The sequence below is a fragment of the Winogradskyella sp. PC D3.3 genome (assembly GCF_054366245.1).
In genome coordinates this window covers 2,575,541-2,598,846 of record NZ_CM135962.1, presented here as the reverse complement: position 1 = coordinate 2,598,846, position 23,306 = coordinate 2,575,541, and the positions used below count along the sequence as shown (strand labels likewise).

Here is a 23,306-nt window from a genome sequence, read left to right as displayed (position 1 = left end):
AATTTATATTGACATGATATCTGAAACTCTTAAAAGTTCCATATTTATTTTAGATTTTCCTTTTACAGCTTGGTCAAATGGTGTTAGATCCATTATATCGTTTTTCATACCAACCATATAATTACTCTTACCTATTAAAAGACTCTCTACTGCTTTCACTCCCATTCGACTCGCTAAAACACGGTCAAAACAAGAAGGTGCACCACCACGTTGCATATGTCCTAAAACAGAAACACGTACTTCGTATTCGGACATGTTTTCTTCAACATAATCTTTCAATTCAAACACGCTTTTACCTATTTTATCACCTTCAGCTACAACGACGATACTTGATGATTTCCCTGAAGCTTTACTTCGTCTTAATGATTCAAGCAAACGCTCTAATCCTAAATCTTCTTCTGGAATTAAAATTTCTTCTGCACCAGCTCCTACTCCAACATTTAAAGCAATGTGACCAACATCACGCCCCATAACTTCAATAAAGAATAATCGGTTATGCGAACTCGCTGTATCTCTAATTTTATCTATAACTTCTACAACGGTATTTAATGCCGTATCGTAGCCAAGTGTGTGTGTTGTTCCAAAAATATCGTTGTCTATAGTACCAGGAATTCCCATAACTGGAAAATTGAATTCTTGATTAAAAACCATAGCTCCTGTAAAACTACCATCTCCTCCTATAACAACAAAAGCATCAATACCTGCTTTTCTCAATTGATCGTAAGCTATTTGTCTGCCTTCTTTAGTTCTGAACTCTTTTGAACGTGCAGATTTTAGAATTGTACCGCCTTTATTAATGATACCTTTTACGCTACGCGCATCCATTTCTACAAAATCTCCATCAATCATCCCTTCATAACCTCTATAAATACCGTAGCATTTTATGTCATGAAAAGCACAAGTTCTTACTACAGATCTTATCGCAGCATTCATTCCTGGAGCATCTCCTCCTGAAGTTAAAACACCTATTTTTTTTATTGTATGTAGCATTTTCTTATTTATTTACAGTAAAATTAAGAAACTAAACATATAATAAAGTGACTATTATCATAAAAATGATAGCGAAAAAACAATTCAAACGTTTTCGTTAATAAGTATTTAATAAATATGGAGAATCTAAGAAGCTTAAGATTTTGATTTTGATTTTTTTTCTTTCATAGTCATATAATCTGGCATGAGATCATTTTCACTATCATCCTTCTTTTCTTTTTCTTTACGAACTTTTTTGTCGGTTCTGTTTTTACCTGAAAAGATAATTTGAAGTAATTCTTTAAAGGAGTCAAATTCAACACTATAAGACAAACCTACACCTTGAGTGTACCCAATTTCTTCACCAAAGTTTCTAATACTATTTTCTCTATTAAATACTTTTGCTCTTAGCGTTCCATCTTCATTAAGTAACAAATCGATTTGTACATCTCCACTAATGACTGTTTGACTGGCACTTCCGAATGGTACACCAACCTTACCGTTGACTAAGATTTTATCGCTTATTTTGGTTTGAAGCGTTAAACCAAATTTATTATTGGTTTGTAACTCTGGTGTATCTTGTCCTAATTCAAAATCAATACCAATATCTAAATTCCCATTATTTGCCCCAAAAAGGTTATTGACAATACCTGTTAATCGTTCTGAAATTGTACCTGTAAAGTTAGCCCCACCTAAGCTACTTGAAAACCCTCCAGTGGCTAAAAATATTAAGGCTTGATTATCGCGCTCGTCTTTAGAAGACAATCGATATTCTAACTCCGACTTCACTGTTGAACTCACGGTAGGAAATCTGAAATCGAATTGAGGATCTGGTTGTTCTAATTTACCTGTTAAATGAATCTCGACTTCGACATCGATACTTTGATTTATAGGATTATCTAATAATACTGAAGGATTTGCATTTCCTTCATATACAGCTTTCAAATTTAATTCGGCATTCAGAGGGTCACCTTCCCAAACGATACTTCCTCCTTGCTCTACCTTAAATTTCTTTTCTACAACGCCACCATATTTAAAATTATAAAACCCTTCATAGACTACAAAATCTCCCCACATATTGAAGGTACCGTTGGTATTTATTAAAAAGTTTAAACCTCCGACTCCTCGTCCTTTTATAGTACTTCCGGCTTCTTTATCGATAACTATTTCTATAACTGCATTTTCGTTGACATTTAAATCAAAATCTAAAATCAATCCTTTAACTTCAATTTGCTCCGAAATCTCGCCTTTAACTCTAGCCGCTTTTTCTTCAGGACTTAAAAAATGAATAAAAGAGTTATCTCCAAAACTCTCAGAATCATTCAATGGAATAAAAAACTCTGTTCCGGCTTCAGTTCTTCCGTTTATTACTTTAATAACGAGTTGATCGGTTGGTCCTTTTATTTCAGCTTTACCCGAAATAAATCCTGTACCATAATATAATTCGTCTTCCGATTCTTCTGTGTTTAAAACTAAAAGTCTGTCGGTATCTAACTCTAATCCTAATTTCCAATCTGAAAAATTATTATGAGCAATAAACCCATTGAGACTTCCTTTAGAAAAGTACTTAGAATCTGTCATTGAGACATCATTAAAAATAAACTGCTGCCCCCTTAGAGACACTTTAGAATCAAAATCAAAGCCATAATCGACATTGAGGTATGGTATAGATAATCCTGCTCTATCTAATAACAGCTCCCCGTAAATTGCAGGTTTCTTTAAGCTTCCTGTAACATTAGCATATCCCGAAACTAAGCCTCTAATATTATTAATAACTCCTTCCCCTAAAGGATTTAGAGGGTCGAGTAAGAACTCTTCAAAATTAACATTCAAGTCTATTGTTGGATTATTCTCCGCAACATCTATGGTCCCCTTTGCATCTAATGATTTCAAATTATCATTAACGAGTGTCACATCGACGTTATAATTTGTAATGGAATTATTCCCCTCTATCTTTGCTGTAAGATTTCCTAAATCGTAATCATTTACAAAGAAACCGCTCACTTCTACGTTAGATTTTGGCAAGTATACACCTGCTTTTTGAACCACATCTAACTTCCCGTTTACAATTCCTTTAAGCGACAAGCTATCTATTCGAGGTGTAATTTTTACCAATTGAACATCTTTAAAATCGACATTAAAGTTTTTATTGGTTGAATCTTTTACTTGGCCAGAAACTAGAATTTCTTCATCCTCATGGGTAATTCGAATTGGAAAAATATCGAAAGCTTTGAAATCACTATCAAATCGAACTTTATTCAAGGTGTCTTTCTCTGAATTTAGAAGCCATTCATAACCTTTAAACCGCACCTCAGACTTTCGTATACCAACGACAGATTTATTTGATTTATCTATGGTATAAAACAGACTTAAATTAAAATCATCGGCATTATTTGTTCCTCCTTTAAACTCGGATTTAATTAATAAGGTATCGCGTTTTGTAACGTTAATAAGACTAAATTGAGAAGCATTATAAATACCAGCACTAAGACTATCAATTTCTACATAAGTGTTATATAACGGATTACTATTATTAATACTTACGTTAATATTATTGGCAAAATAATCTTTGAATTTAATTTCAGGGGAATTAAAGGTGAGCTCAAAACCTTTTTCATCAGTTTCAATTCGGCCTTCAATAAAGGTGTTTTTGCCGAGTGTTAGATCTTTAAAAAAGACAGCTGCAATTTTTGAATAAATATTAAACCTAAAATTAATGTATTGGTCTTTATCAACCACATTAGGCACAAAATTGGTATAAATACTTCCAACAGAATTCTCAACCAAACCCAATATATCTTTTGTTTTAAATTGCCCTGTAATTTTTCCGTTAATGATATCAGGAGAATTAATAGAAATCGTACGTTCATTAGCTTCAAAGGAAGACACAATATCAAAATCTTGAAAACTGTAATCACTATCTTGATTTTTGTAAGTAGTATTCTTTATATTAATGGCTCCAACGGCATTATCTAAAGTTGTGCCAGTAGCAGTCATTGTCACTAAACCTCTAAACTCAGCGATGCTATCTCGTTTTACGAAATTTAAGTTGCTTAGGTTAGCATAGCCCACATTTGCTTTAAAATCGAATTTCTTGAGATCATCAGAAAAATCCGCTAATCCATTAAAATCTAGTTGTAAATTAAGGTCTTCTACTTTTACAATTCCATTAAAAATACTATTTCCAAGTTTACCAGATAGTGCTATATCTCTATACGTATAACCATTATAGTCTAATACAAACACATCTCCTTTTACATCGGTCTTTAAATTATCGATAGTAAAACCTTTACCATCGACATCGAGGTTTAAAGATGCGTTTTTTACTAAGGGATCATTGATAAGTTCTCCTATATTAAACTCATCTAACACAATATTTCCTACATAATTTGCATTGTCAATATTGTCTATATTGGTCAGCTGTAAATTGGATTTTATATATCCTAAATCGGTATCAATTTCTAAATCTGCCTCAACGCGTTTTGCAGTAATATAAGAGGTTCCTTTAATATTAAAATTACCAACCTTAGAAATTACACTTGGAATAGAATTACCCAATAATCTTGGTAACAGCGCTGTTAAATCCCTATAATTTGAAGCTAAATTTTGAAACTTTCCATGTAACGCAAAACTATCGTCTTCTTTACTAAATAAATTTTTAAACGTTATATCCCCTATTATTCGTGTATTAGACGTTGTACTAACATTAAGATTTGAAGCCACCAAATCATTTAAAGTACCTGATAAATCAGCATTAAAAGCCGCATGTTGGTTGGTACCAAATTCGTCAAAAAACACGTTAAGTTCGGTTAAAGAAATATCAGAATCTCTAAAACTAGCAACGACATTTACTTTGTCTGTAAAATGTTTTAAATCCTCACGCTTATAGTTAAATCTTAAATCTCCTTTTAATTCAGACTGTTCTGTTTTTATATTAAGATCACCAAACGTCATGTAGTCTAATGTGTATTCAAAATTTGCCATTAAATTTTTAACGGCAATTCCTCTACTGTCAATAAAACTAAATTTATTAATTCGAGAACTTACTTCAGGACCATTAATTAAAAAATTAGTGGTATTGGCATTTAATTCTGTGAATTCAAAGATTTTTGGAGTTTCCAAGTTTTCATCAATTAACCTAAACGTGCCTCCTTCAATAGAAACATCACTAGAAGAAAACAGAAATTCACTTGGCCCCACTCTAGGATTGTCATCATCAAATTTTGCCACAAAGACATCTAGGTTAGTGTCGGTTTCTCCTTTATACGTTTTCAAATTAAAAATGACATCTTCTAGATCAATATCTCCAAAGTTGAGTTTACTGTTTAATAAATTCTGAAAGCTGATGATTGAGCTGTTTAATTCCCCAATACTAATTAATGTATCTTTCTTATAATCTCTAATTAGGATTTCTTTTAATTGAATATCACCATTGAGTTGAAGACCTACTCTACCAATATTAATGTTAGTTTTAAAATCATTATTAATGCTTTCTGTGGCATATTTCCCTAGCTTAGTTTGCACTGCAGGAATGGATAAAACTAAAAACAAAATAAAAAACAGGAGTAGAATGATTCCTATTATTTTTCCTATTATTTTGAGTATCCGTTTGATAGAATTTATGAGATTTACTTAATGATTTCTTATTACCTTTGTCTTTACAATACGTTGTTAAATATGGCATTGGACTACAACTGGTAAAATTAACAATTATTGTGCCTAAAATCGACTATGAAAAAAGAAAATATTTATATCCTCGGAATTGAATCATCTTGTGATGACACCTCTGCAGCTATCCTTTGTAACGACCAGATTTTAAGCAATGTTGTAGCAGATCAAAAAATACATGCTGAGTATGGTGGTGTTGTACCAGAATTAGCATCTCGTGCACATCAGCAGAATATAGTCCCTGTTGTACACCAAGCCATTGAAAAAGCCAGAATAAAAAAAGAACAGTTAAGCGCTATTGCTTTTACTAGAGGTCCTGGTTTAATGGGGTCTTTATTGGTCGGGACTTCTTTTGCAAAGTCGTTAGCTTACGGCTTAAATATTCCGTTAATAGACGTCAACCATATGCAAGCGCATATTTTGGCACATTTTATAGACGAAAAAGATCATAAAAAACCACCTTTTCCATTTCTTGCGATGACCATTTCTGGTGGCCATACACAGATTGTTAAAGTGAATACGCATTTTAACATGGAAGTTTTAGGCGAAACTATTGATGATGCTGTTGGTGAAGCTTATGATAAAAGTGGAAAAGTATTAGGCTTGGGCTATCCTGCTGGACCAGAAATTGACCGACGTGCACAACTTGGAAACCCGAAAGCGTACTCATTTACAAAACCAAAAGTCGATGGTCTGAATTTTAGTTTTTCTGGTTTAAAAACCAACATTCTCTATTTTGTTCAACGTGAAGTCAAAGCGAACCCTAACTTTATAGAAGAAAACCTAAATGATATCTGTGCATCCATACAGTATACTATCATTGGTATTTTAATGACCAAATTGAAATTAGCTGTTAAGCAAACAGGTATTTCACACATAGCCATTGGCGGAGGTGTTTCTGCTAATTCAGGCATTAGAAAAGCACTTAAAAATGCAGAACAACAATTTGGATGGACCTCCTACATTCCTAAATTTGAATACACTACAGACAATGCGGCAATGATTGCCATTGTTGGTTATTTGAAGTACTTAGAAAACGATTTCTCAAATTTTGATGTGATGGCGACTGCGCGATTGAAAATCTAAAACCAAGCCGCTAAACGGTAAGATTACGTTTAGTTTATCGCAGCTTTTATGTACTCAAAAGAAACTATTAATTCTTCATTGTTAAAACTTCTGTTAACATTCTTACAACCTTTACTTCTATACTATCTTAAAATTTAGTTGTTTTGTAGTAACCCAAAATCTAACTAAATTTAATTCTAAATTATGAAACAATTATTTACACTTTTATTATTACTACCTGTATTCGCTTTTGCTCAAGTAGGACTAGAAGAACAATTAGACTCTATTTCAACTCCAGAGCAGGCCGCTTCATTTTTAAAAGAAAACAAACCTACAAAAGGCAAGTTATTTACGTTTAATAGAGCGAAACATAAAACAAGATTGGCTGAAGAGTTGTTCAACATGCCTAAAGGTGGTAAAAAAGTGATTAGAACTGACTTTAAAAAAACGTTCTATAAGGTTATTGACAAAGCTGAAGTTAATTATTCAAAATTCAGAATTATTTTGTTTAATGCGGCAAACTCTACTGATGAAGACGCCATAGCTAGACGTAAGAAAATTTTATCACAATACATTCAAGGTTATAGCTTTAAGGACTTAGCAAAACATAACTCCTATGGACCAACAGCAAGAATGGGAGGTGATACTGGTTGGATAAAAGCAGGTGAGATGCCTGAAGCTTTTGACCGCATTGCTTTTAAAGAAAGCCACCCTGTTAATGAAGCTTTTATGGTAGACGACATTGAGAATAAAACATATTACTTAGTTCTTAAAACAGAAAACCAAACACCTATTGAGGAGATAACGGTCTTAAAATTCACAGAAGATATAGAGTAATGCAGTTATTTTATAATTCAAATATTTCAGAAAACGATACGAGCTTTAGCTTTGATAAAGATGAAAGCAGACATATCGCAAAAGTCTTACGTAAAACCATTGGTGATAACTTACATATCACCAATGGAAAAGGCTGGTTGTTTACTGCAGAAATTACATTAGCGGATCAAAAACATTGTACTGTTGCTATAACATCAAAACACCTAAAACCTAAACGAAGTTACAATTTGCATTTAGCTGTTGCTCCAACTAAAATGAACGACAGATATGAATGGTTTTTAGAAAAAGCAACGGAGATCGGAGTAGCATCCATCACTCCTATCATTTGTGAACACAGCGAACGGAAAGTGATAAAGATGGAACGTTTTGAAAAAATTATTCAGTCTGCCATGAAACAATCGTTACAATGTTATTTACCAAAATTAAATGCTCCAATGGCATTTAAAGACTATATTAATCAATATTTTACAGATCAGATTTATATTGCTCATTGCGAAGAAACAGATAAAAAATCTTTAAAATCGCAATTAAAGACAGGTTCTGACTGTACCATTTTAATTGGACCAGAAGGAGACTTTAGCGTTAAAGAAATCGAAATGGCCTTGCAACACCATTTTATTCCTGTAACTTTGGGTGAGACACGCTTGCGTACAGAAACAGCGGCCATTGCTGCTTGTCATTCTGTTGCGTTTTTAAATGAACTTTAATGAAACTATATACCTCTATTTTCTTTATGCTTTTTTCGTTGTTCTTGTTTTCTCAAGACGTCGCAATCCTAAAATATAAAGGAGGAGGCGATTGGTACAGTAATCCTACAGCTTTACCAAATTTGGTGAAGTTTTGTAACACAACTATAGATACCAACATTAACGAAAGCGTTCAGACAGTTGAAGCCGGAAGCATCGATATTTTTCAGTTTCCTTTTTTACATATGACAGGTCATGGCAACGTCTTTTTTAGTGATGATGATGCCGAAAATTTGAGAAACTACCTTATTTCAGGTGGCTTTCTTCATATTGATGACAATTATGGCATGGAGCCTTATATTACTAAAGAACTAAAAAAAGTATTTCCTAATAATGAGTTAATTGAAATACCTAAGGATCACAAAATATTTAGTTCTGCATTTGAATTCCCAAACGGTTTACCTAAAATCCATGAGCACGATGGCAAAGCGCCTCAAGCTTTTGGGATTTTTCAAGATGACAGATTAGTATTGCTATTTACCTTTGAAACGGACTTAGGAGATGGTTGGGAAGACCAAGAAGTACATAACGACCCTGAGGAGGTAAGAGAGAAGGCTTTAAAAATGGGTGCTAATATTATTAAATATGCTTTTGAAAATTAAAAAATCAAAAACACTAATAAAACGCAACTAAAGGCTAACTCCTCATGAAAAAAATTTCACTTCAATATAAAATTATTGCGTTGTTATTAGTTTTAACTTTTACGTTTCAATCCATGGAAACAATAAATAATCATACATATAATATTGGGGTTGACAATTACCACTACCAATGTGGTTGTTTTGGATGTTATCCAACACATTTATCAATGACCTGTACATCTAAAAAATACCACTAACACTAATCCTTTTTTCTTGCAACTCACCCACTACAATTCTAACTTCAAAAAACAAAAATTCCCTATCACAATAATTTGTGATAATGTCACTAATGCTCCAAATATTGGAAGCTTATTTAGGATTGCGGATGCTTTTGGTGTTGAGGAACTTATTTTTTGTGGTTCTAATATTCCTTTTGGTAAACGCATAACTAAAACGTCTCGTTCAACTGAAAAGTATGTTAATTACCGAATTGAAGATGCTATTGAACCCCAAGTCGAAACGCTTAAAGCAAATAATCATTATTTGATTGCTTTAGAGATTACAGAGACGAGTCAGGCTTTATCCGATTTTAAATTACAAACCAATCAACCTATTGCGATTGTTTTAGGAGATGAAAATTTTGGCATCTCAGAAACTATTTTAAAACAAGTTGACGCCATTGTTCATATCAATATGTATGGAAACAATAGCAGCATGAATGTGGCGCAAGCTACAAGTATTGCTCTTTACGAAATTACGAAGCAAATTAATTCTTAAATTTACTACACGGTCTTAATTACAATCTAAGTATGTCAATAGCTTTAACTATATTTATCATATGAAACGCTTATATTAAATAATTTTTAACCAAACAGATTATTAATAGCGAACAGCATGTGTCCTATTAAAAACAATAAAAACAAACACATGAATTCAAAAACCATTACTAACGGTATTTTAAGAGCAATAGGAATAATTGTTGCCGTGATTCTGGTGTTATATTTTCTTTTTAAAATTCAATCTGTAATAATATATATCGGCATTGCTGTTGTTATTTCACTCATAGGACGACCAATCATTTTATTTTTAAGGAACAGATTAAAATTTAACAACACCGTTGCAGTGGTTACCACCATGGCCATACTTCTAGGTATTTTAGTTGGACTCATTGGTCTTTTTATTCCATTGATTATAGAACAAGGTCAAAATCTAGCCTTGTTAAATATTGAACAATTACAGGTGAATATTGAGCATCTTTATGATCAAATCATTACCTATTTCCAATTTAACAATATAGACATTGAACAATCTATAGAAGATTCGCACTTGCTTTCAAAACTCGATTTTGCAATTATACCCGACTTTTTCAACAGTTTTGTAAGTGGTTTAGGCAGTTTTAGTATTGGTTTATTTTCCGTGCTGTTTATTTCTTTTTTCTTTTTAAAAGATAGCAAGCTATTTGAAGCAGGTTTAATGACTTTTATTCCAGAAGGAAATGAAGAACGTTCCAAGCGTTCAATCACAACGATAAAAGATCTATTATCACGCTATTTTGTTGGGCTTATATTTCAAATTTTAATTCTTTTCGTTATTTATACCATTGTATTATTAATCTTTGGAATTAACAACGCCATTGTTATTGCCTTTTTATGCGCCTTACTGAACCTTGTCCCCTATGTTGGTCCGTTAGTTAGTGGTTTTTTGATGTTTTTATTAAGTATGTCTAGTAATTTAGGTGAAAGTTTTAGTGAGGTTATTTTACCCAAAACCACCTATGTAATGATTGGTTTTATTTTTGCACAATTGGTTGACAATTTCTTTAGTCAACCCTATATTTTTTCGAAAAGTGTAAAATCCCATCCACTAGAAATCTTCTTAGTAATTATGATTGCTGGGATTTTATTTGGTATTGTTGGTATGATTGTCGCTGTACCCACCTACACCGCCTTAAAAGTAGTTTTAAAAGAATTTTTATCAGAATACAATATTGTTCAAAAACTCACTAAAGGTTTATAATTACATTTTGAATAAAGACCTACTACATACTGATATACAACGTTTTATTAACAACAATTTAAAATCTAACATTTCAGAATTATTATTGAAAGGTGTGCCTTTTGATACTATTGATTCTAAATTAGTCATTGAACAAATTGAAGCCAAAAAACGTAGCGAAAAAAAACTACCAACATGGTTTCATACGGATAACATATACTTTCCGAATAAACTAAATATTGAACAAACGTCTTCAGAAATAACTGCCAAATTTAAAGCTAGTTTAATTTCAGGAAAACACCTCATTGACTTAACAGGAGGATTTGGAGTTGATGCTTATTATTTTTCAAAACAAGTAACACATGTTACACATTGTGAAATTAACGCTAAGCTTTCCGAACTTGTAAAACACAACCTAGAAGCGCTTAAAATTTCAAACATCACATGTCTCAATAAAAATGGAATCGAAGCCTTAAAACGTATTGATAAACCTTTAGATTGGATCTATGTAGATCCATCGCGTCGTGATGATTCTAAACAAAAAGTTTTTTTACTTTCAGATTGCGAACCTAACATAAAAATATATCAAAAGTTATTTCTTGAACGAGCTAACAACATAATAATAAAAACCTCACCTTTATTAGATTTAAGTGCTACCCTAAAAGACTTAAGCCACGTAAAAGAAATTTATGTAGTTGCTGTAAATAATGAGGTTAAAGAACTACTTTGGATTCAGAATCGCAATTTTAAAGGCAATGTCGTTATAAAAACAGTCAATTTAACAAAAGATAATACACAAACTTTTGATTTTAAATTCAATGACGAACCCAATGCTGAAGTCAATTACAGCCAACCTCTCACTTATCTCTATGAGCCAAATGCAGCCGTTTTAAAATCGGGTAGTTTTAATTCTATAAGTGCAGTTTTGAATGTAGACAAATTGCATAAGCACTCGCATTTATATACCTCTGAAATGCTCATACCATTTCCAGGAAGACGATTTAAAATTGAAAATATCATTCCGTTTAATAAAAAACAATTTTCAAAAGAAAACATCACAAAAGCCAATATTACAATACGAAACTTCCCCCTATCGGTAAATGATATTCGCAAAAAATTGAAAGTCAAAGACGGCGGAAACATCTATCTGTTTTTTACTACCGATTGTAAGGATTCAAAAATTATTATACGGTGCTCTAAAGTGTAAAGCTCATTTATACAACTATTCTTGATTAGAATTAAGTCAAGAAACCCTTCTCAGCAACCACCATATCATTTCCCCAAAGTTTAACTAAATAAGAAATATCAATTGGAAAAAATGATGAAGAACCGTCTGTATTATACTTAACAGGACACTCAATCCGATTTCCATTTATAATGTGACATTTATTTTTTCCATTATCGGAAATTAATATAGCACCTGAATCAATTTTTTCATAGACTTTTTTTAAGTCTATTATGGCATATTTTAGAAAGTTAGACGATGCATTTACTTCCTTTTTTGAGCAATCTAATATACCATACGTAAAATAGTGTGCCTTCATTTTAAAATACTCAGATTGCTGACGCTCTTCATATTTATTTTCATCACGTCTATATCGGATTGTAAAATCATTAAATGCTTTATATTTCTCTTCTCTAAAGCGTTCTTGTACACTTTTTATCGCATTCCCTTTCCTAAAGACATAATCGATGCCATCAGTCATATCAATATACTGAGCATAACTTTTCTTTAATCGAACTTCTTGCCACTGAATTAATTTATAAATACGTGGTGTTGCTATATGTTTATGCACATAATCCGTAAAGGCTCTATCCTTTTTATAACTAGACATTTTACAATTTTAAACGTATTACAAACTCTTTCTTATGATTAAACACAAATAATTGGAGTCAGAAAAAGGCTAAAAATTCTTATATCCCTCTGATAAATATACACTTAAATATATGACAAAAAAAAATCCTATATTTTTTATAAAAAAACTCAAAAAAATTGTTGCGTTCTTTAAAATGTTGCGTTACATTTGCATCCGCAATTAAAGGATATGTTCTTTTAAATATTGGAGAGGTGCCTGAGTGGCCGAAAGGAGCGGTTTGCTAAATCGTCGTAGGTGGAAACACTTACCCAGGGTTCGAATCCCTGTCTCTCCGCAAATTTTACTGCAGCTTTTGCGACTGTATGTAATATTTAAGATAATCAATTCGGGGTGTAGCGTAGCCCGGTTATCGCGCCACGTTTGGGACGTGGAGGCCGCAGGTTCGAATCCTGCCACCCCGACTTTTATTGAATTTTTAGAGTTTACTCTAAATGGTCGCATAGCTCAGCTGGATAGAGCACCTGCCTTCTAAGCAGGCGGTCCTAGGTTCGAATCCTAGTGCGATCACAAAAAGCCTTAACATTTATGTTGAGGCTTTTTTGTGTTTATTACTTACCTAATAAATACTCGTACTACAAAAGATTGATCCCTTAATATTTATAATCTAACTTTTCAATTAATCATTTGAGACCATAATTTTGAGCGCTTTTTCTTCAGCTCCATTTAAAAATACATTATAAGCCTGTTCTAATTCAGAAAGAGGAGAAATGATGTGTTATCATTTTCTTTAAATCGGAACTATCCGCAGAAACTGTTTTTAAGAGCATAGGTGTTGTATTTGTATTTACAAGTCCTGTTGTTATGGTTAAATTTTTAATCCATAATTTTTCAATTTAAAAACCTACCTTTTTACCATGCACACCAACATCAGCAATATGTGCTCCTGGTTTTACTATCTTTTGACAAATATCCCAGGTTGCAGGTATCCCAACAGCCTCTATAGCAACGTCCACTCCTTCTTCTCCAACGATACGCTTAATTACTTCCTCAACATTTTTAATTCCAGAATTAATGGTATGTGTAGCTCTTAGTTCTTTAGCTAGTTTCAACCTGTTCTCATCCAAGTCAATCATAATTATTTTAGAAAGAGAATAAAATTGTGCGGTTAAAAGTACAGACATTCCAACAGGTCCTGCTCCAACAATAGCAATGTCATCACCAGGTTTTACATTACCATACTGAGCCCCAATTTCATGTCCTGTAGGTAAAATATCACATAATAAAACGGCAATCTCATCATCAATATCTTCAGGCACTTTATGCAAACTATTATCGGCATAAGGAACTCTTACATATTCAGCTTGCACTCCATCAATCATATACCCTAAAATCCAACCTCCATCTTTACAATGTGCATACACTTGTTTTTTACAATACTCACAAGAACCACAAGAGAAGAAGAAGAAGAAGAAGAAGAAATCTACTTTTGTTTTATAAAGCTTTCTATTTGTTTGTATCTAAAAATGAGCTCATTTAGAATTCTCATAAAAATAATGTTGTTAGCTTTATAAAACGCAGAAATAATATCTAATAAAAATTTGGTTTAAATCTAAATTTAGATATAATTATTTACCTTTGCACTCTATTGGTTTATGTCTATAATTTTATAGATATAATTAAAAGGGAATCAGGTAAAATAGTAATTAACTTAATAATCCTGAACTGTTCCCGCAACTGTAAGTTTTGTCCCATTTGGGATGCCACTAATGAAAATCTTCATACATCCACTGTTCTTTAGAATGGGAAGGAACATTAGTCGGACACGAGTCAGGAGACCTGCCAATATTACCAACAATTAACACAGCGGCTTTCGGGTAAAAAGCATCGGGTTTATGAGATATTTTGTATGCACCATATTATTTTGCATAGGTTTTTCGTCTATGCTTCATTCGCAAACCGATTCCATCACGGCTTTGAGAGAGGTGCGCCTTATTGCCTACCGACTTAAAGATTCTACCTATACAAGAAATGTAACTATTGTAAAAGATAGTGTCTTAAAACAAAACCAAGCTTCTCTAACTAATTTTCTAAACTTTAATAGCACGGTTTATTTTAAAGAGAATGGTTTAGGCATGGTTTCTTCCCCCTCATTTCGTGGTACAACAGCATCACAAACCTCTGTACTTTGGAATGGCATAAACATTAACTCACAAACCACCGGACAAACCGATTTTAATACCATAAATACACGTGGTTATAATAAAATAGAAATAAAACCAGGCGGCTCTAGTGTTGCCGATGGAAGTGGCGCAATTGGAGGCTCTATTAATCTGGTAAATGAACTCAGTTTTAATAAAGGATTTCATAATGAACTTTTTGCTAATTACGGAGCATTTAATACCTATGGTATAGATTACCAAACCAATTATTCATCAGAAAAATTTAGTGTGCTTTTTGGCATTGCAAGAAATGCTTCTGATAATGATTATCCCTACCCAGAAACGGACCGTATCAATATTAATGGTCAATATCATAATACTAATATCAGTTTAGCTGCAACTTCTAAATTAAATTCAAATAACACACTTAAGGTTTTCGCTAATGTTTATGATGGTAGACGGAATTTTTCAGTACCAACACCAAACGCCTTAAAAACAAAATATACGGACTTTAACACACGCTCTCTCGTAGAATGGGAAAGTCATTTTAGTAAGTTTAAGTCTAATTTAAAAATAGCAACCACAACAGAAGAATACCGTTATTTTGGTAACATAGACAATGACTTTTACACCTACGGAAAGGTGACGAGTTTTATTTCTAAATACGGACTAGACTTTGCCCTTTCTAATAAGATATTGCTTACCGCAGGAATCAATTACACTCACAATGATGGTCAAGGTTCTAATATTGCTTCAGAAACACGCAACTTATCGGCTGCTTTAATCAGTTTTAAACATGTCCTTTCTGAAACGTTTCTTTATGAATTAGGATTACGCCAAGAAACGAATGAGCAATATGGAAATCCACTTTTATATTCTGCTGGTTTTAGTACGAAGCTTACTGATTTTTATCAACTAAAAATTAATACGTCTAAAAACTTCCGAATCCCGACTTATAACGATTTGTATTGGCAAGGTGTTGGCAATCCGGACTTAAAACCAGAAGAATCTTATCAAGGTGAAATTAGCAATAATTTCAATTTTAAAAATCTTTCTATTTCCTTAACAGGTTATTACAATTACGTAGAAAATTTATTACGTTGGATACCTGACAGCTCTGGTATTTTTAGACCAGAAAATACTAATAAAGTTCAGATTTACGGACTAGAATCTGTCATTACAACTCAGAAATCATTTGGAAATCACAAATTCACCGGTTCTGCAACCTTTGCTTATACTGTTTCAGAAAATAAAGAAACAGGCAAACAGCTCATCTATGTTCCGTTTTACAAATTCACCACTTCTTTTGGGTATAACTATAAAAGAATTTCAGCCTATTATCAATACCTTAATAATGATGAGGTTTTTACCACCACAGATCATGCTACCGAACATATTCTAGATAGTTATATGGTGGCTAATTTAGGAGCCGAATACACATTAGGAAAAAATCGAGACTATAAAATAGGCGCGCAAATATTAAACTTCTGGAACGAATCTTACGAAAGCGTTCTCAACCGCCCAATGCCTGGTCGGAATTTCAATTTCTATTTACATCTAAAATTTTAAATAATGAAAAAATATTTTTACAAACTCGCTAGTCTGCTAATGTTAGTTTTAATCACTATGACATCATGTACTAGTGATGATAGAGACGATCCTATTTCCGTACAACCACCATCTGGAGATTATACCGATGGAATTTTTATTTTGAATGAAGGTGGATACGGCTACTCTAATGCTTCTGTTTCATTTTTAGACAATACAGGCGAAGTTTATAATTCTATTTATTCTGAAGTAAACGGAATGGGTCTTGGTGATACGGCGCAAAGCATGGGTTTTTATGGTGAAAACGCATATCTCGTAGTAAATAATTCGGCTACTGTAGAAGTCGTTAACCGCTACACTTTTGAATATATAGCAACGGTGAGCGATATGATTGTAAATCCTAGATATATAGAATTTAGTGACAATAAAGGCTACATAACCAATTGGGGAGATCCAAATGATGTTAATGACGATTATGTTGCTGTTTTAAATTTAGATACAAACCTTATAGAAGCTACAATTCCGGTAGCGGAAGGTCCTGAAAAAATACTATTAGATAACGGTAAACTCTATGTCACTCACAAAGGTGGTTATGGCTATGGCAATACTATAAGCATTATTGATGTAGCATCACAAAGTGTTTTGAATACTATTACTGTAGCAGATGTACCTGACGGAATGGTAATTGACAACGGTTTTCTTTATGTGATGTGCTCTGGTAAAGCATCTTGGACAGGAGACGAAACTCTAGCTAAACTTTTTAAGATCAATCTATCTAATACCGATGAAACAACAGTACTTGATTTTCAAGAAGAACAACACCCTAACCATCTCGAGTTTGAAAATGGACTATTGTATTATACCATCGATGACTCCGTGTACATGATAGATAGTAATATTTTTCAACTTCCTGAAAGCCCTATTTTTTCACCTGAAGCAGATGGTGTAGAAATTCTTTATGCTTTTAAGGTATATGAAGGCACTATTTATATTGCTGACGCTAAAGATTACACCTCTAATGGTGAAGTATTTATTTATAATCGCTATGGTGATTTACAAAATCAGTTTTCAGTTCAAATTATTCCAAATGCATTTTATTTCAACAATCTATAACTAATTAAATCTATTAAAACATGAAGAACTATTACAAAAAAACATTTTACATTTTAACAGCAATTCTACTTTCTGCAAGTAGTTATGCACAAGACTACTCTGGTGGTGTATTTATCCTAAACGAAGGTTTATTCGGTACTAATACGGCTTCAGTTTCTCACATAGATGCAAGCGGAACATTAGACAATAATATTTTCACTACTCAAAATCCAGGTATGACATTAGGAAATACAGGTCAAGGAATGGGGTTCTATGGCGATTTTGCCTATGTAATACTTCATTATAGTGATGAAATAAAAGTAATGAACAGCACTACTTTTGAATTTTCAGCAAGTATTTCAGATCAATTAAGTGGTCCACGTAATATTGCTTTTTATGATGGAAACGCTTATGTAACCAATTGGGGAGATCCATCCGATACTACTGACGACTACGTTGCTGTAATCGATTTAGCAACAAATATTGTTACTGAAACAATCTCTGTTGCTGAAGGCCCAGAAGAAATTATACAGAAGAATGGAAAACTGTTTGTAGCCCATCAAGGTGGCTACGGATACGGTAATTCTGTTTCTGTAATTGACATAGCAACAGGTGGTATTGAATCAATTACTGTAGGAGATGTTCCGACAACGATAAAAGTTGATAATGATTATCTATATGTACTTTCAAGCGGAAAACAAGCTTGGACAGGAGATGAAACTCTCGGAAGCATTCACAAAATAGATTTATCAGATTATCAAAACCATGTTACAATAGATTTTCAAACTTCAGAACACCCCAGTTTTTTAGCAATAGATGATACGCATTTATACTATGTTTTAAATGGGGATATTTACAAAATGGCTTCAACTGATACTACATTACCAACAGTGGCTTTTAATTCATCTAACAACGCACAACTTCCATATGGATTTGACAAGGTGGACAACAAATTCTATTTATTAGATGCCGTAGATTATGTAACCCCAGGAAAAGTATTTGTTTATAACGAAAATGGAATTTTACTAACAGAATACACTGTAGGACCACTTCCAAACGGAGTTTACAAAAACGAAGGAACTTTAAGCGTCAATACTTATGCTTTTGAAAACACAACTATATTCCCTAATCCTGCATCAGGAAGTTTTCAATTAAACGTTACAGAAAGTGCTACTGTAAAACTATATGATGTATCTGGAAAATTAGTAAAAGACGTAAAATACACTAATACACAACCAATAGCTTTAGAAGGTATAGAACCTGGGATGTATTTAGTTAATGTTGAAATAAAAGGAAATTCTACTACTCTAAAATTAATTGTGAGATGATAAAAACAGTTTTTATTTTTTTATGTTCTAGCTTTATTTTACACTCCCAAAGTTACGCTCCTGCCGCAGGGCAACCTGGATCCACTGCTATTCCTGCAGATAGTAATATTTTTGTTGCATGGGCTACTGGTATCGAACTACAACGTGGATATGTAAATATTTCGAATCCTTCGCAAGAACACAATGGTAGTAATTATGCGACTTATGGAGTTGCAGAAAATGCGCTAGGTATAGCAACTAATAATGTAGTGAGTTTAGGAGATGCTGGTGAAGCTATATTAACTTTTGAAACACCAATAACGAATGGTGATGGTTTTGATTTTGCTGTTTTTGAAAACAGTTTTAGTGATACTTTTCTAGAATTAGCCTTTGTTGAAGTAAGTTCTGATGGTGTTAATTATTTTAGATTTCCATCGCATAGCCAAACACAGACAGAAACTCAAGTTGATGGATTTGGCAATGTTGACCCTACATACTTAAATAATCTTGCAGGAAAATACAGAGGTCTTTTTGGGACACCTTTTGATTTATCTGATATAGAAGATAATCCTTTATTAAACAAAAATAATATTACACACATTAAAATTATCGATGTTGTTGGAAGCATCGATCCTGCTTATGCTAGATATGATAGTTTTGGTAACGCTATTAATGATCCTTTTTCAACACCATTTTATTCTAGTGGATTTGATTTAGATGGTATAGGCGTTATTAATCAGCAATCTTTAAGTATTAACGATGAAGCATATTCAGCAATCTCTATCTATCCTAATCCCGCTTCAAATGAATTACACATCAATACTACTGGAAAAGCTGAGGTAAGTATTTATGACATCCTTGGTAAAATGGTGATTTCAAAAGAAGTTAATACAAATAGTGCTATTGCGATTGCTTCACTTAAAAATGGCATCTATCTCGTTAGAATTAAATTTAATGGAAAAATAAGTCAACATCGACTTATTAAAAATTAATGCCTAATAATTAAAACTACTGGAGTGAAATCCAGTAGTTTTAATTTTTGTATTGCACTTATTGCTTAATTTAGAAATATTATGGCAAATAAAAAAATAAACAATACCCTTACCTAAATTGTAAAACGCTCTAATATTAAAAACCTAATTAGAGCATCTACAAAATCAATAACATCAATTTCTTTTTATTCGGGATATTCAATTCTTAGGTGGTAAATATTTGCCAACTTAAACTTCAATACTTTTTTGATAGATTGAATTTCTTTGAAAGTAATATCTGCATTTAAAAATTGACCACTTTCCATTTGTTTGTTAATGATGTTTTCAACAAAATCATTAATTTTAGTACTTGTCGGTTCTTTTAAACTTTTAGAAGCAGCTTCTACACTATCACACATCATTAGTATAGCTGTCTCTTTACTAAAAGGAGTTGGACCAGGATAGCTAAAATCTTTAATATCTACATGTTCATTGGTCGCTTTTTCTCTCATATAAAAATAATAGACCAAACTAGTTCCGTGATGTGTTCTTATAAAATCGATAACCCGATCTGGTAAATTATATTTTTTTGCAATCTCAATACCATTTATAGTATGATCTATAATAATTTTTGCGCTCTCTTTACTCGATAGCTCATCATGAGGATTAATACCTGTACTCTGGTTTTCTGTAAAATAAGTTGGATTATGCATCTTCCCTATATCATGATATAAAGCCCCTACTCTTACTAACATCGCATTTGCTCCAATTTCATTAGCTGATGCTTCAGCTAAATTTGCTACGTTTAAGGAGTGGTGAAATGTACCTGGTGCTCTATTAGATAACTCTTTTAGTAACTTAGTATTGGTATCAGAAAGTTCTAAAAGGGATACATCAGACACCAATCCAAAGACTTTTTCATAAATATAGATTAAAGGTTGCACAAAAAGGGTTGCCAAACCACAAAGAATAAACAATCCAAAAATCTCAAATTTTAAGCCTGTTAACTGTCCTTCATGAATCACAAAAAAGGCAAAATAAGCGATGATATAAATAAATGTTATTTGACCTACCGAAATAAAGAGGTTTGCGCGCTTATATAACTCTGATACTGTTAAAATAGTAACCATACCTGCAATAATCTGAAGAAACATATATTCATAACTATTAGGCACTACAAACCCTAAAAGCAATACCGTAAGTACATGTGTAAACAACCCTAATCGTGCATCAAAAAAGGCTTTTAATACTAATGGTAAAATACATAAAGGTACTACATAAATATACTGGGAATTAAAATTAATAACCATAGTACTCAACAATATCATTAAAGCTATATTGAAGAATATAAACGTCACTTTTGTATTATTTAAAAAGACTTCCTTTCTATATTTACTAAGAAATAGCAGCAGCATTGAAAGCGCCAAAGCAACTAACAAGGTATAAGCTATAAGCACCCAATTGTAATTGGTAGAATTCCAAACTTGCGACTCGTATTCTGATTTTAGCGAGCTTAAAATATCATACTGTGTAGCCTCAATAACTTGTCCTTTTGAAATAATTAACTGGTCTTTCTCAACCCGACCTCTCGTAAGTGATATTCGTGATAATTCTTCTTCTAGCGCCTTTTCCGTTAAAGTGGCATTGAGTTTAATATTAGGTTTTATAACATCAAAAAAGATAGATACCATTCGTTTTTTAGTATCCAATGGCATTGAATTACCCATATCTGATTCAACGCGCTGGCGTAGATGAGTCAATTCAAACAAACTTCCATATTGAACTTCCTTTTCAACTTTGTTGGAAGTCGCCAATTTAACAGGTCTATCATCAGCGTAATTATACTCTAAATCTAATATTCCCGAATTGTAAAGGTTATTAATAATTACTCTACCTTTTTTATACAAATCAGAAGTTTCAATATTAAAAGCACTAGAGTCTTTAAACACCTGATTAAAGCGCGTTAAATAATCAGACAACACCTCTTCCCTTATCGCTGTATTTATTTCAAAATAAACAAGACTCTGACTTTTAATTTCACTTTTCTCTTTGTCTAATTCTTCTTTAGACTTTTTAATAGCAAAATTAAATGGAGCATATAAGTTTTCGGATTGCCAAGGCTTCCCTTTTTCAAACGAGTATCTAAATTTTCCTGTTTTAGGAAATAGATACACAATAAATAATGTTGTTACTATGAACAACAAAATCTTATAGACTAAGGCGTGATTCTTATACCACTTATTGTAGAATACATTCATATACAATCAAATGTAATAAATATTAGAATTTTAGACGGCTAATATCATTAATACATTCTCAAATCTCTCAAAAAATGTTTAATTTCGCATCAAATAACATCAAACATAATCACAATGAATAAGGACGTCGTTATCGTTTCAGCAGTAAGAACACCAATTGGAAGTTTTTTAGGAGGCTTATCTACAGTACCAGCACCACGATTGGGAGCTGCTGCTATTAAGGGAGCTTTAGATAAAATTAAATTGAAGCCTGAATTGGTGGATGAAGTTATTATGGGAAATGTTGTGCAAGCTGGCACAGGACAGGCACCTGCGAGACAGGCAGCCATTTTTGCTGGTTTACCAAATACAATTCCTTGTACTACTATTAATAAAGTTTGTGCTTCTGGTATGAAAGCAGTAATGCAAGCAGCTCAAGCTATTCAATTAGGAGATGCCAATATTGTTGTTGCTGGTGGTATGGAAAACATGAGTTTAATTCCTCATTACTTCCACGCTAGAACCGGAACTAAATTTGGTCCTGGAACCTTAGTAGATGGTATGCAAAAAGATGGTTTAGTAGATGCATATGATAATAATGCGATGGGGGTTTGTGCTGATCTGTGTGCTACAGAATATGAATTCTCTAGAGAAGATCAAGATGCTTTTGCTATTCAATCATACGAACGCTCAAAAGCGGCTTGGGAAGCTGGTAAATTTAATGAAGAAGTTATTCCTGTTGAAGTTCCTCAACGTCGTGGAGAACCTGTAATTGTTAATAAAGATGAAGAATTCTCGAATGTAAAAATGGATAAAATTCCTGCTTTACGTCCTGCTTTTAGCAAAGACGGAACAGTAACTGCCGCAAATGCTTCAACTATAAATGACGGAGCAGCTGCTTTAGTTTTAATGAGTAGAGAAAAAGCTGAAGAATTAGGATTGAATCCTATTGCTGTTATAAAAAGCTATGCCGATGCTGCACATGAACCTAATTGGTTTACAACAGCTCCTTCAAAAGCAATTCCAAAGGCCTTAGCAAAAGCCAATATTGACTTGAAAGATGTGGATTTCTTTGAATTTAACGAAGCTTTTTCTATTGTTGGTTTAGCAAATATGAAAATTCTAGGACTAGAAGATAGTAAAGTAAACGTAAATGGTGGAGCTGTATCTTTAGGACATCCATTAGGATGCTCTGGTGCAAGAATACTTGTAACACTCATCAACGTATTACACCAAAATAATGCTAAATTAGGAGCAGCGGCTATTTGTAATGGTGGTGGTGGTGCTTCAGCAGTGGTAATAGAACGCGCTTAA

18 protein-coding genes, 3 tRNA genes and 1 riboswitch are annotated in these 23,306 nt (G+C 32.9%); of the genes, 16 read left to right on the top strand and 5 right to left on the bottom strand.

Annotation, left to right across the window (positions count from 1 at the left end; genetic code table 11):
• Window positions 1-3 precede the first annotated feature (3 nt).
• Together pfkA and ACXGSQ_RS11365 are read right to left on the bottom strand one after the other, a co-directional pair.
• Window positions 4-990, bottom strand: coding sequence for a 6-phosphofructokinase (gene pfkA, locus ACXGSQ_RS11370; RefSeq protein ID WP_458626300.1), 987 nt, complete (start codon window positions 988-990; stop codon window positions 4-6).
• Window positions 991-1,125: 135 nt separating this feature from the next.
• Window positions 1,126-5,493, bottom strand: a complete 4,368-nt coding sequence (locus tag ACXGSQ_RS11365) for a translocation/assembly module TamB domain-containing protein (RefSeq protein WP_458626299.1) — start codon at window positions 5,491-5,493, stop codon at window positions 1,126-1,128.
• Window positions 5,494-5,700: 207 nt separating this feature from the next.
• Between ACXGSQ_RS11365 and tsaD the strand changes: the two genes are divergently transcribed.
• The 8 genes from tsaD (at window position 5,701) to ACXGSQ_RS11325 (ending at window position 12,068) form a co-directional block, all read left to right on the top strand.
• A complete protein-coding gene (gene tsaD, locus ACXGSQ_RS11360; protein ID WP_458626298.1) occupies window positions 5,701-6,723 on the top strand; it encodes a tRNA (adenosine(37)-N6)-threonylcarbamoyltransferase complex transferase subunit TsaD in 1,023 nt (340 codons plus the stop codon).
• A gap of 183 nt (window positions 6,724-6,906) precedes the next feature.
• Window positions 6,907-7,539, top strand: a complete 633-nt coding sequence (locus ACXGSQ_RS11355; protein WP_458626297.1) for a peptidylprolyl isomerase — start codon at window positions 6,907-6,909, stop codon at window positions 7,537-7,539.
• Complete coding sequence (locus ACXGSQ_RS11350) at window positions 7,539-8,246, top strand: 16S rRNA (uracil(1498)-N(3))-methyltransferase (protein WP_458626296.1); 708 nt, start codon at window positions 7,539-7,541, stop codon at window positions 8,244-8,246. The genes ACXGSQ_RS11355 and ACXGSQ_RS11350 overlap by 1 nt, the downstream gene beginning before the upstream one ends.
• Window positions 8,246-8,887, top strand: coding sequence for a DUF4159 domain-containing protein (locus ACXGSQ_RS11345; protein WP_458626295.1), 642 nt, complete (start codon window positions 8,246-8,248; stop codon window positions 8,885-8,887). Before ACXGSQ_RS11350 ends, ACXGSQ_RS11345 begins: the two co-directional genes overlap by 1 nt.
• A gap of 44 nt (window positions 8,888-8,931) precedes the next feature.
• Complete coding sequence (locus tag ACXGSQ_RS11340) at window positions 8,932-9,123, top strand: hypothetical protein (protein ID WP_458626294.1); 192 nt, start codon at window positions 8,932-8,934, stop codon at window positions 9,121-9,123.
• 16 nt (window positions 9,124-9,139) lie between these two features.
• Complete coding sequence (locus ACXGSQ_RS11335) at window positions 9,140-9,643, top strand: TrmH family RNA methyltransferase (protein WP_458626293.1); 504 nt, start codon at window positions 9,140-9,142, stop codon at window positions 9,641-9,643.
• 150 nt (window positions 9,644-9,793) lie between these two features.
• Window positions 9,794-10,882 carry an AI-2E family transporter gene (locus ACXGSQ_RS11330; protein WP_458626292.1) on the top strand — a complete coding sequence of 363 codons (1,089 nt, stop codon included), beginning with the start codon at window positions 9,794-9,796 and terminating at the stop codon, window positions 10,880-10,882.
• Between the two features lie 7 nt (window positions 10,883-10,889).
• Complete coding sequence (locus tag ACXGSQ_RS11325; protein ID WP_458626291.1) at window positions 10,890-12,068, top strand: THUMP-like domain-containing protein; 1,179 nt, start codon at window positions 10,890-10,892, stop codon at window positions 12,066-12,068.
• Window positions 12,069-12,099: 31 nt separating this feature from the next.
• Here the strand turns inward: ACXGSQ_RS11325 and ACXGSQ_RS11320 are convergent, their stop codons facing one another.
• Window positions 12,100-12,696: a hypothetical protein gene (locus tag ACXGSQ_RS11320; RefSeq protein ID WP_458626290.1), complete on the bottom strand. Its 597-nt coding sequence runs from the start codon at window positions 12,694-12,696 to the stop codon at window positions 12,100-12,102.
• A gap of 227 nt (window positions 12,697-12,923) precedes the next feature.
• On the opposite strand from ACXGSQ_RS11320, the gene ACXGSQ_RS11315 reads away from it, so the two are divergent.
• From ACXGSQ_RS11315 to ACXGSQ_RS11305, 3 genes are all read left to right on the top strand, one after another.
• A tRNA-Ser gene (locus tag ACXGSQ_RS11315) sits at window positions 12,924-13,012 on the top strand.
• Between the two features lie 52 nt (window positions 13,013-13,064).
• Window positions 13,065-13,139: transfer RNA gene (locus ACXGSQ_RS11310), tRNA-Pro, on the top strand.
• Window positions 13,140-13,171: 32 nt separating this feature from the next.
• Window positions 13,172-13,245 (top strand) — tRNA-Arg (locus tag ACXGSQ_RS11305).
• Window positions 13,246-13,571: 326 nt separating this feature from the next.
• Here ACXGSQ_RS11305 and ACXGSQ_RS11300 read toward each other — a convergent pair.
• A complete protein-coding gene (locus tag ACXGSQ_RS11300; protein ID WP_458626289.1) occupies window positions 13,572-14,099 on the bottom strand; it encodes a zinc-binding dehydrogenase in 528 nt (175 codons plus the stop codon).
• A 208-nt stretch (window positions 14,100-14,307) separates the two neighbouring features.
• Window positions 14,308-14,536, top strand: a riboswitch (cobalamin riboswitch).
• A 34-nt stretch (window positions 14,537-14,570) separates the two neighbouring features.
• Between ACXGSQ_RS11300 and ACXGSQ_RS11295 the strand changes: the two genes are divergently transcribed.
• The 4 genes from ACXGSQ_RS11295 to ACXGSQ_RS11280 are packed head-to-tail and all read left to right on the top strand — an operon-like array spanning window position 14,571 to window position 19,776.
• Window positions 14,571-16,406, top strand: coding sequence for a TonB-dependent receptor plug domain-containing protein (locus ACXGSQ_RS11295; RefSeq protein ID WP_458626288.1), 1,836 nt, complete (start codon window positions 14,571-14,573; stop codon window positions 16,404-16,406).
• Window positions 16,407-16,409: 3 nt separating this feature from the next.
• On the top strand, window positions 16,410-17,498 hold the full coding sequence (locus ACXGSQ_RS11290; protein ID WP_458626287.1) for a YncE family protein: 1,089 nt from the start codon (window positions 16,410-16,412) through the stop codon (window positions 17,496-17,498).
• A gap of 20 nt (window positions 17,499-17,518) precedes the next feature.
• A complete protein-coding gene (locus tag ACXGSQ_RS11285; protein WP_458626286.1) occupies window positions 17,519-18,805 on the top strand; it encodes a DUF5074 domain-containing protein in 1,287 nt (428 codons plus the stop codon).
• Window positions 18,802-19,776: a T9SS type A sorting domain-containing protein gene (locus ACXGSQ_RS11280; RefSeq protein ID WP_458626285.1), complete on the top strand. Its 975-nt coding sequence runs from the start codon at window positions 18,802-18,804 to the stop codon at window positions 19,774-19,776. The genes ACXGSQ_RS11285 and ACXGSQ_RS11280 overlap by 4 nt, the downstream gene beginning before the upstream one ends.
• A gap of 185 nt (window positions 19,777-19,961) precedes the next feature.
• Here the strand turns inward: ACXGSQ_RS11280 and ACXGSQ_RS11275 are convergent, their stop codons facing one another.
• Window positions 19,962-22,013 (bottom strand): HD family phosphohydrolase, encoded by a 2,052-nt coding sequence (locus tag ACXGSQ_RS11275; protein WP_458626284.1) that lies wholly within the window; start codon window positions 22,011-22,013, stop codon window positions 19,962-19,964.
• Window positions 22,014-22,127: 114 nt separating this feature from the next.
• On the opposite strand from ACXGSQ_RS11275, the gene ACXGSQ_RS11270 reads away from it, so the two are divergent.
• Window positions 22,128-23,306 carry an acetyl-CoA C-acyltransferase gene (locus ACXGSQ_RS11270; RefSeq protein ID WP_458626283.1) on the top strand — a complete coding sequence of 393 codons (1,179 nt, stop codon included), beginning with the start codon at window positions 22,128-22,130 and terminating at the stop codon, window positions 23,304-23,306.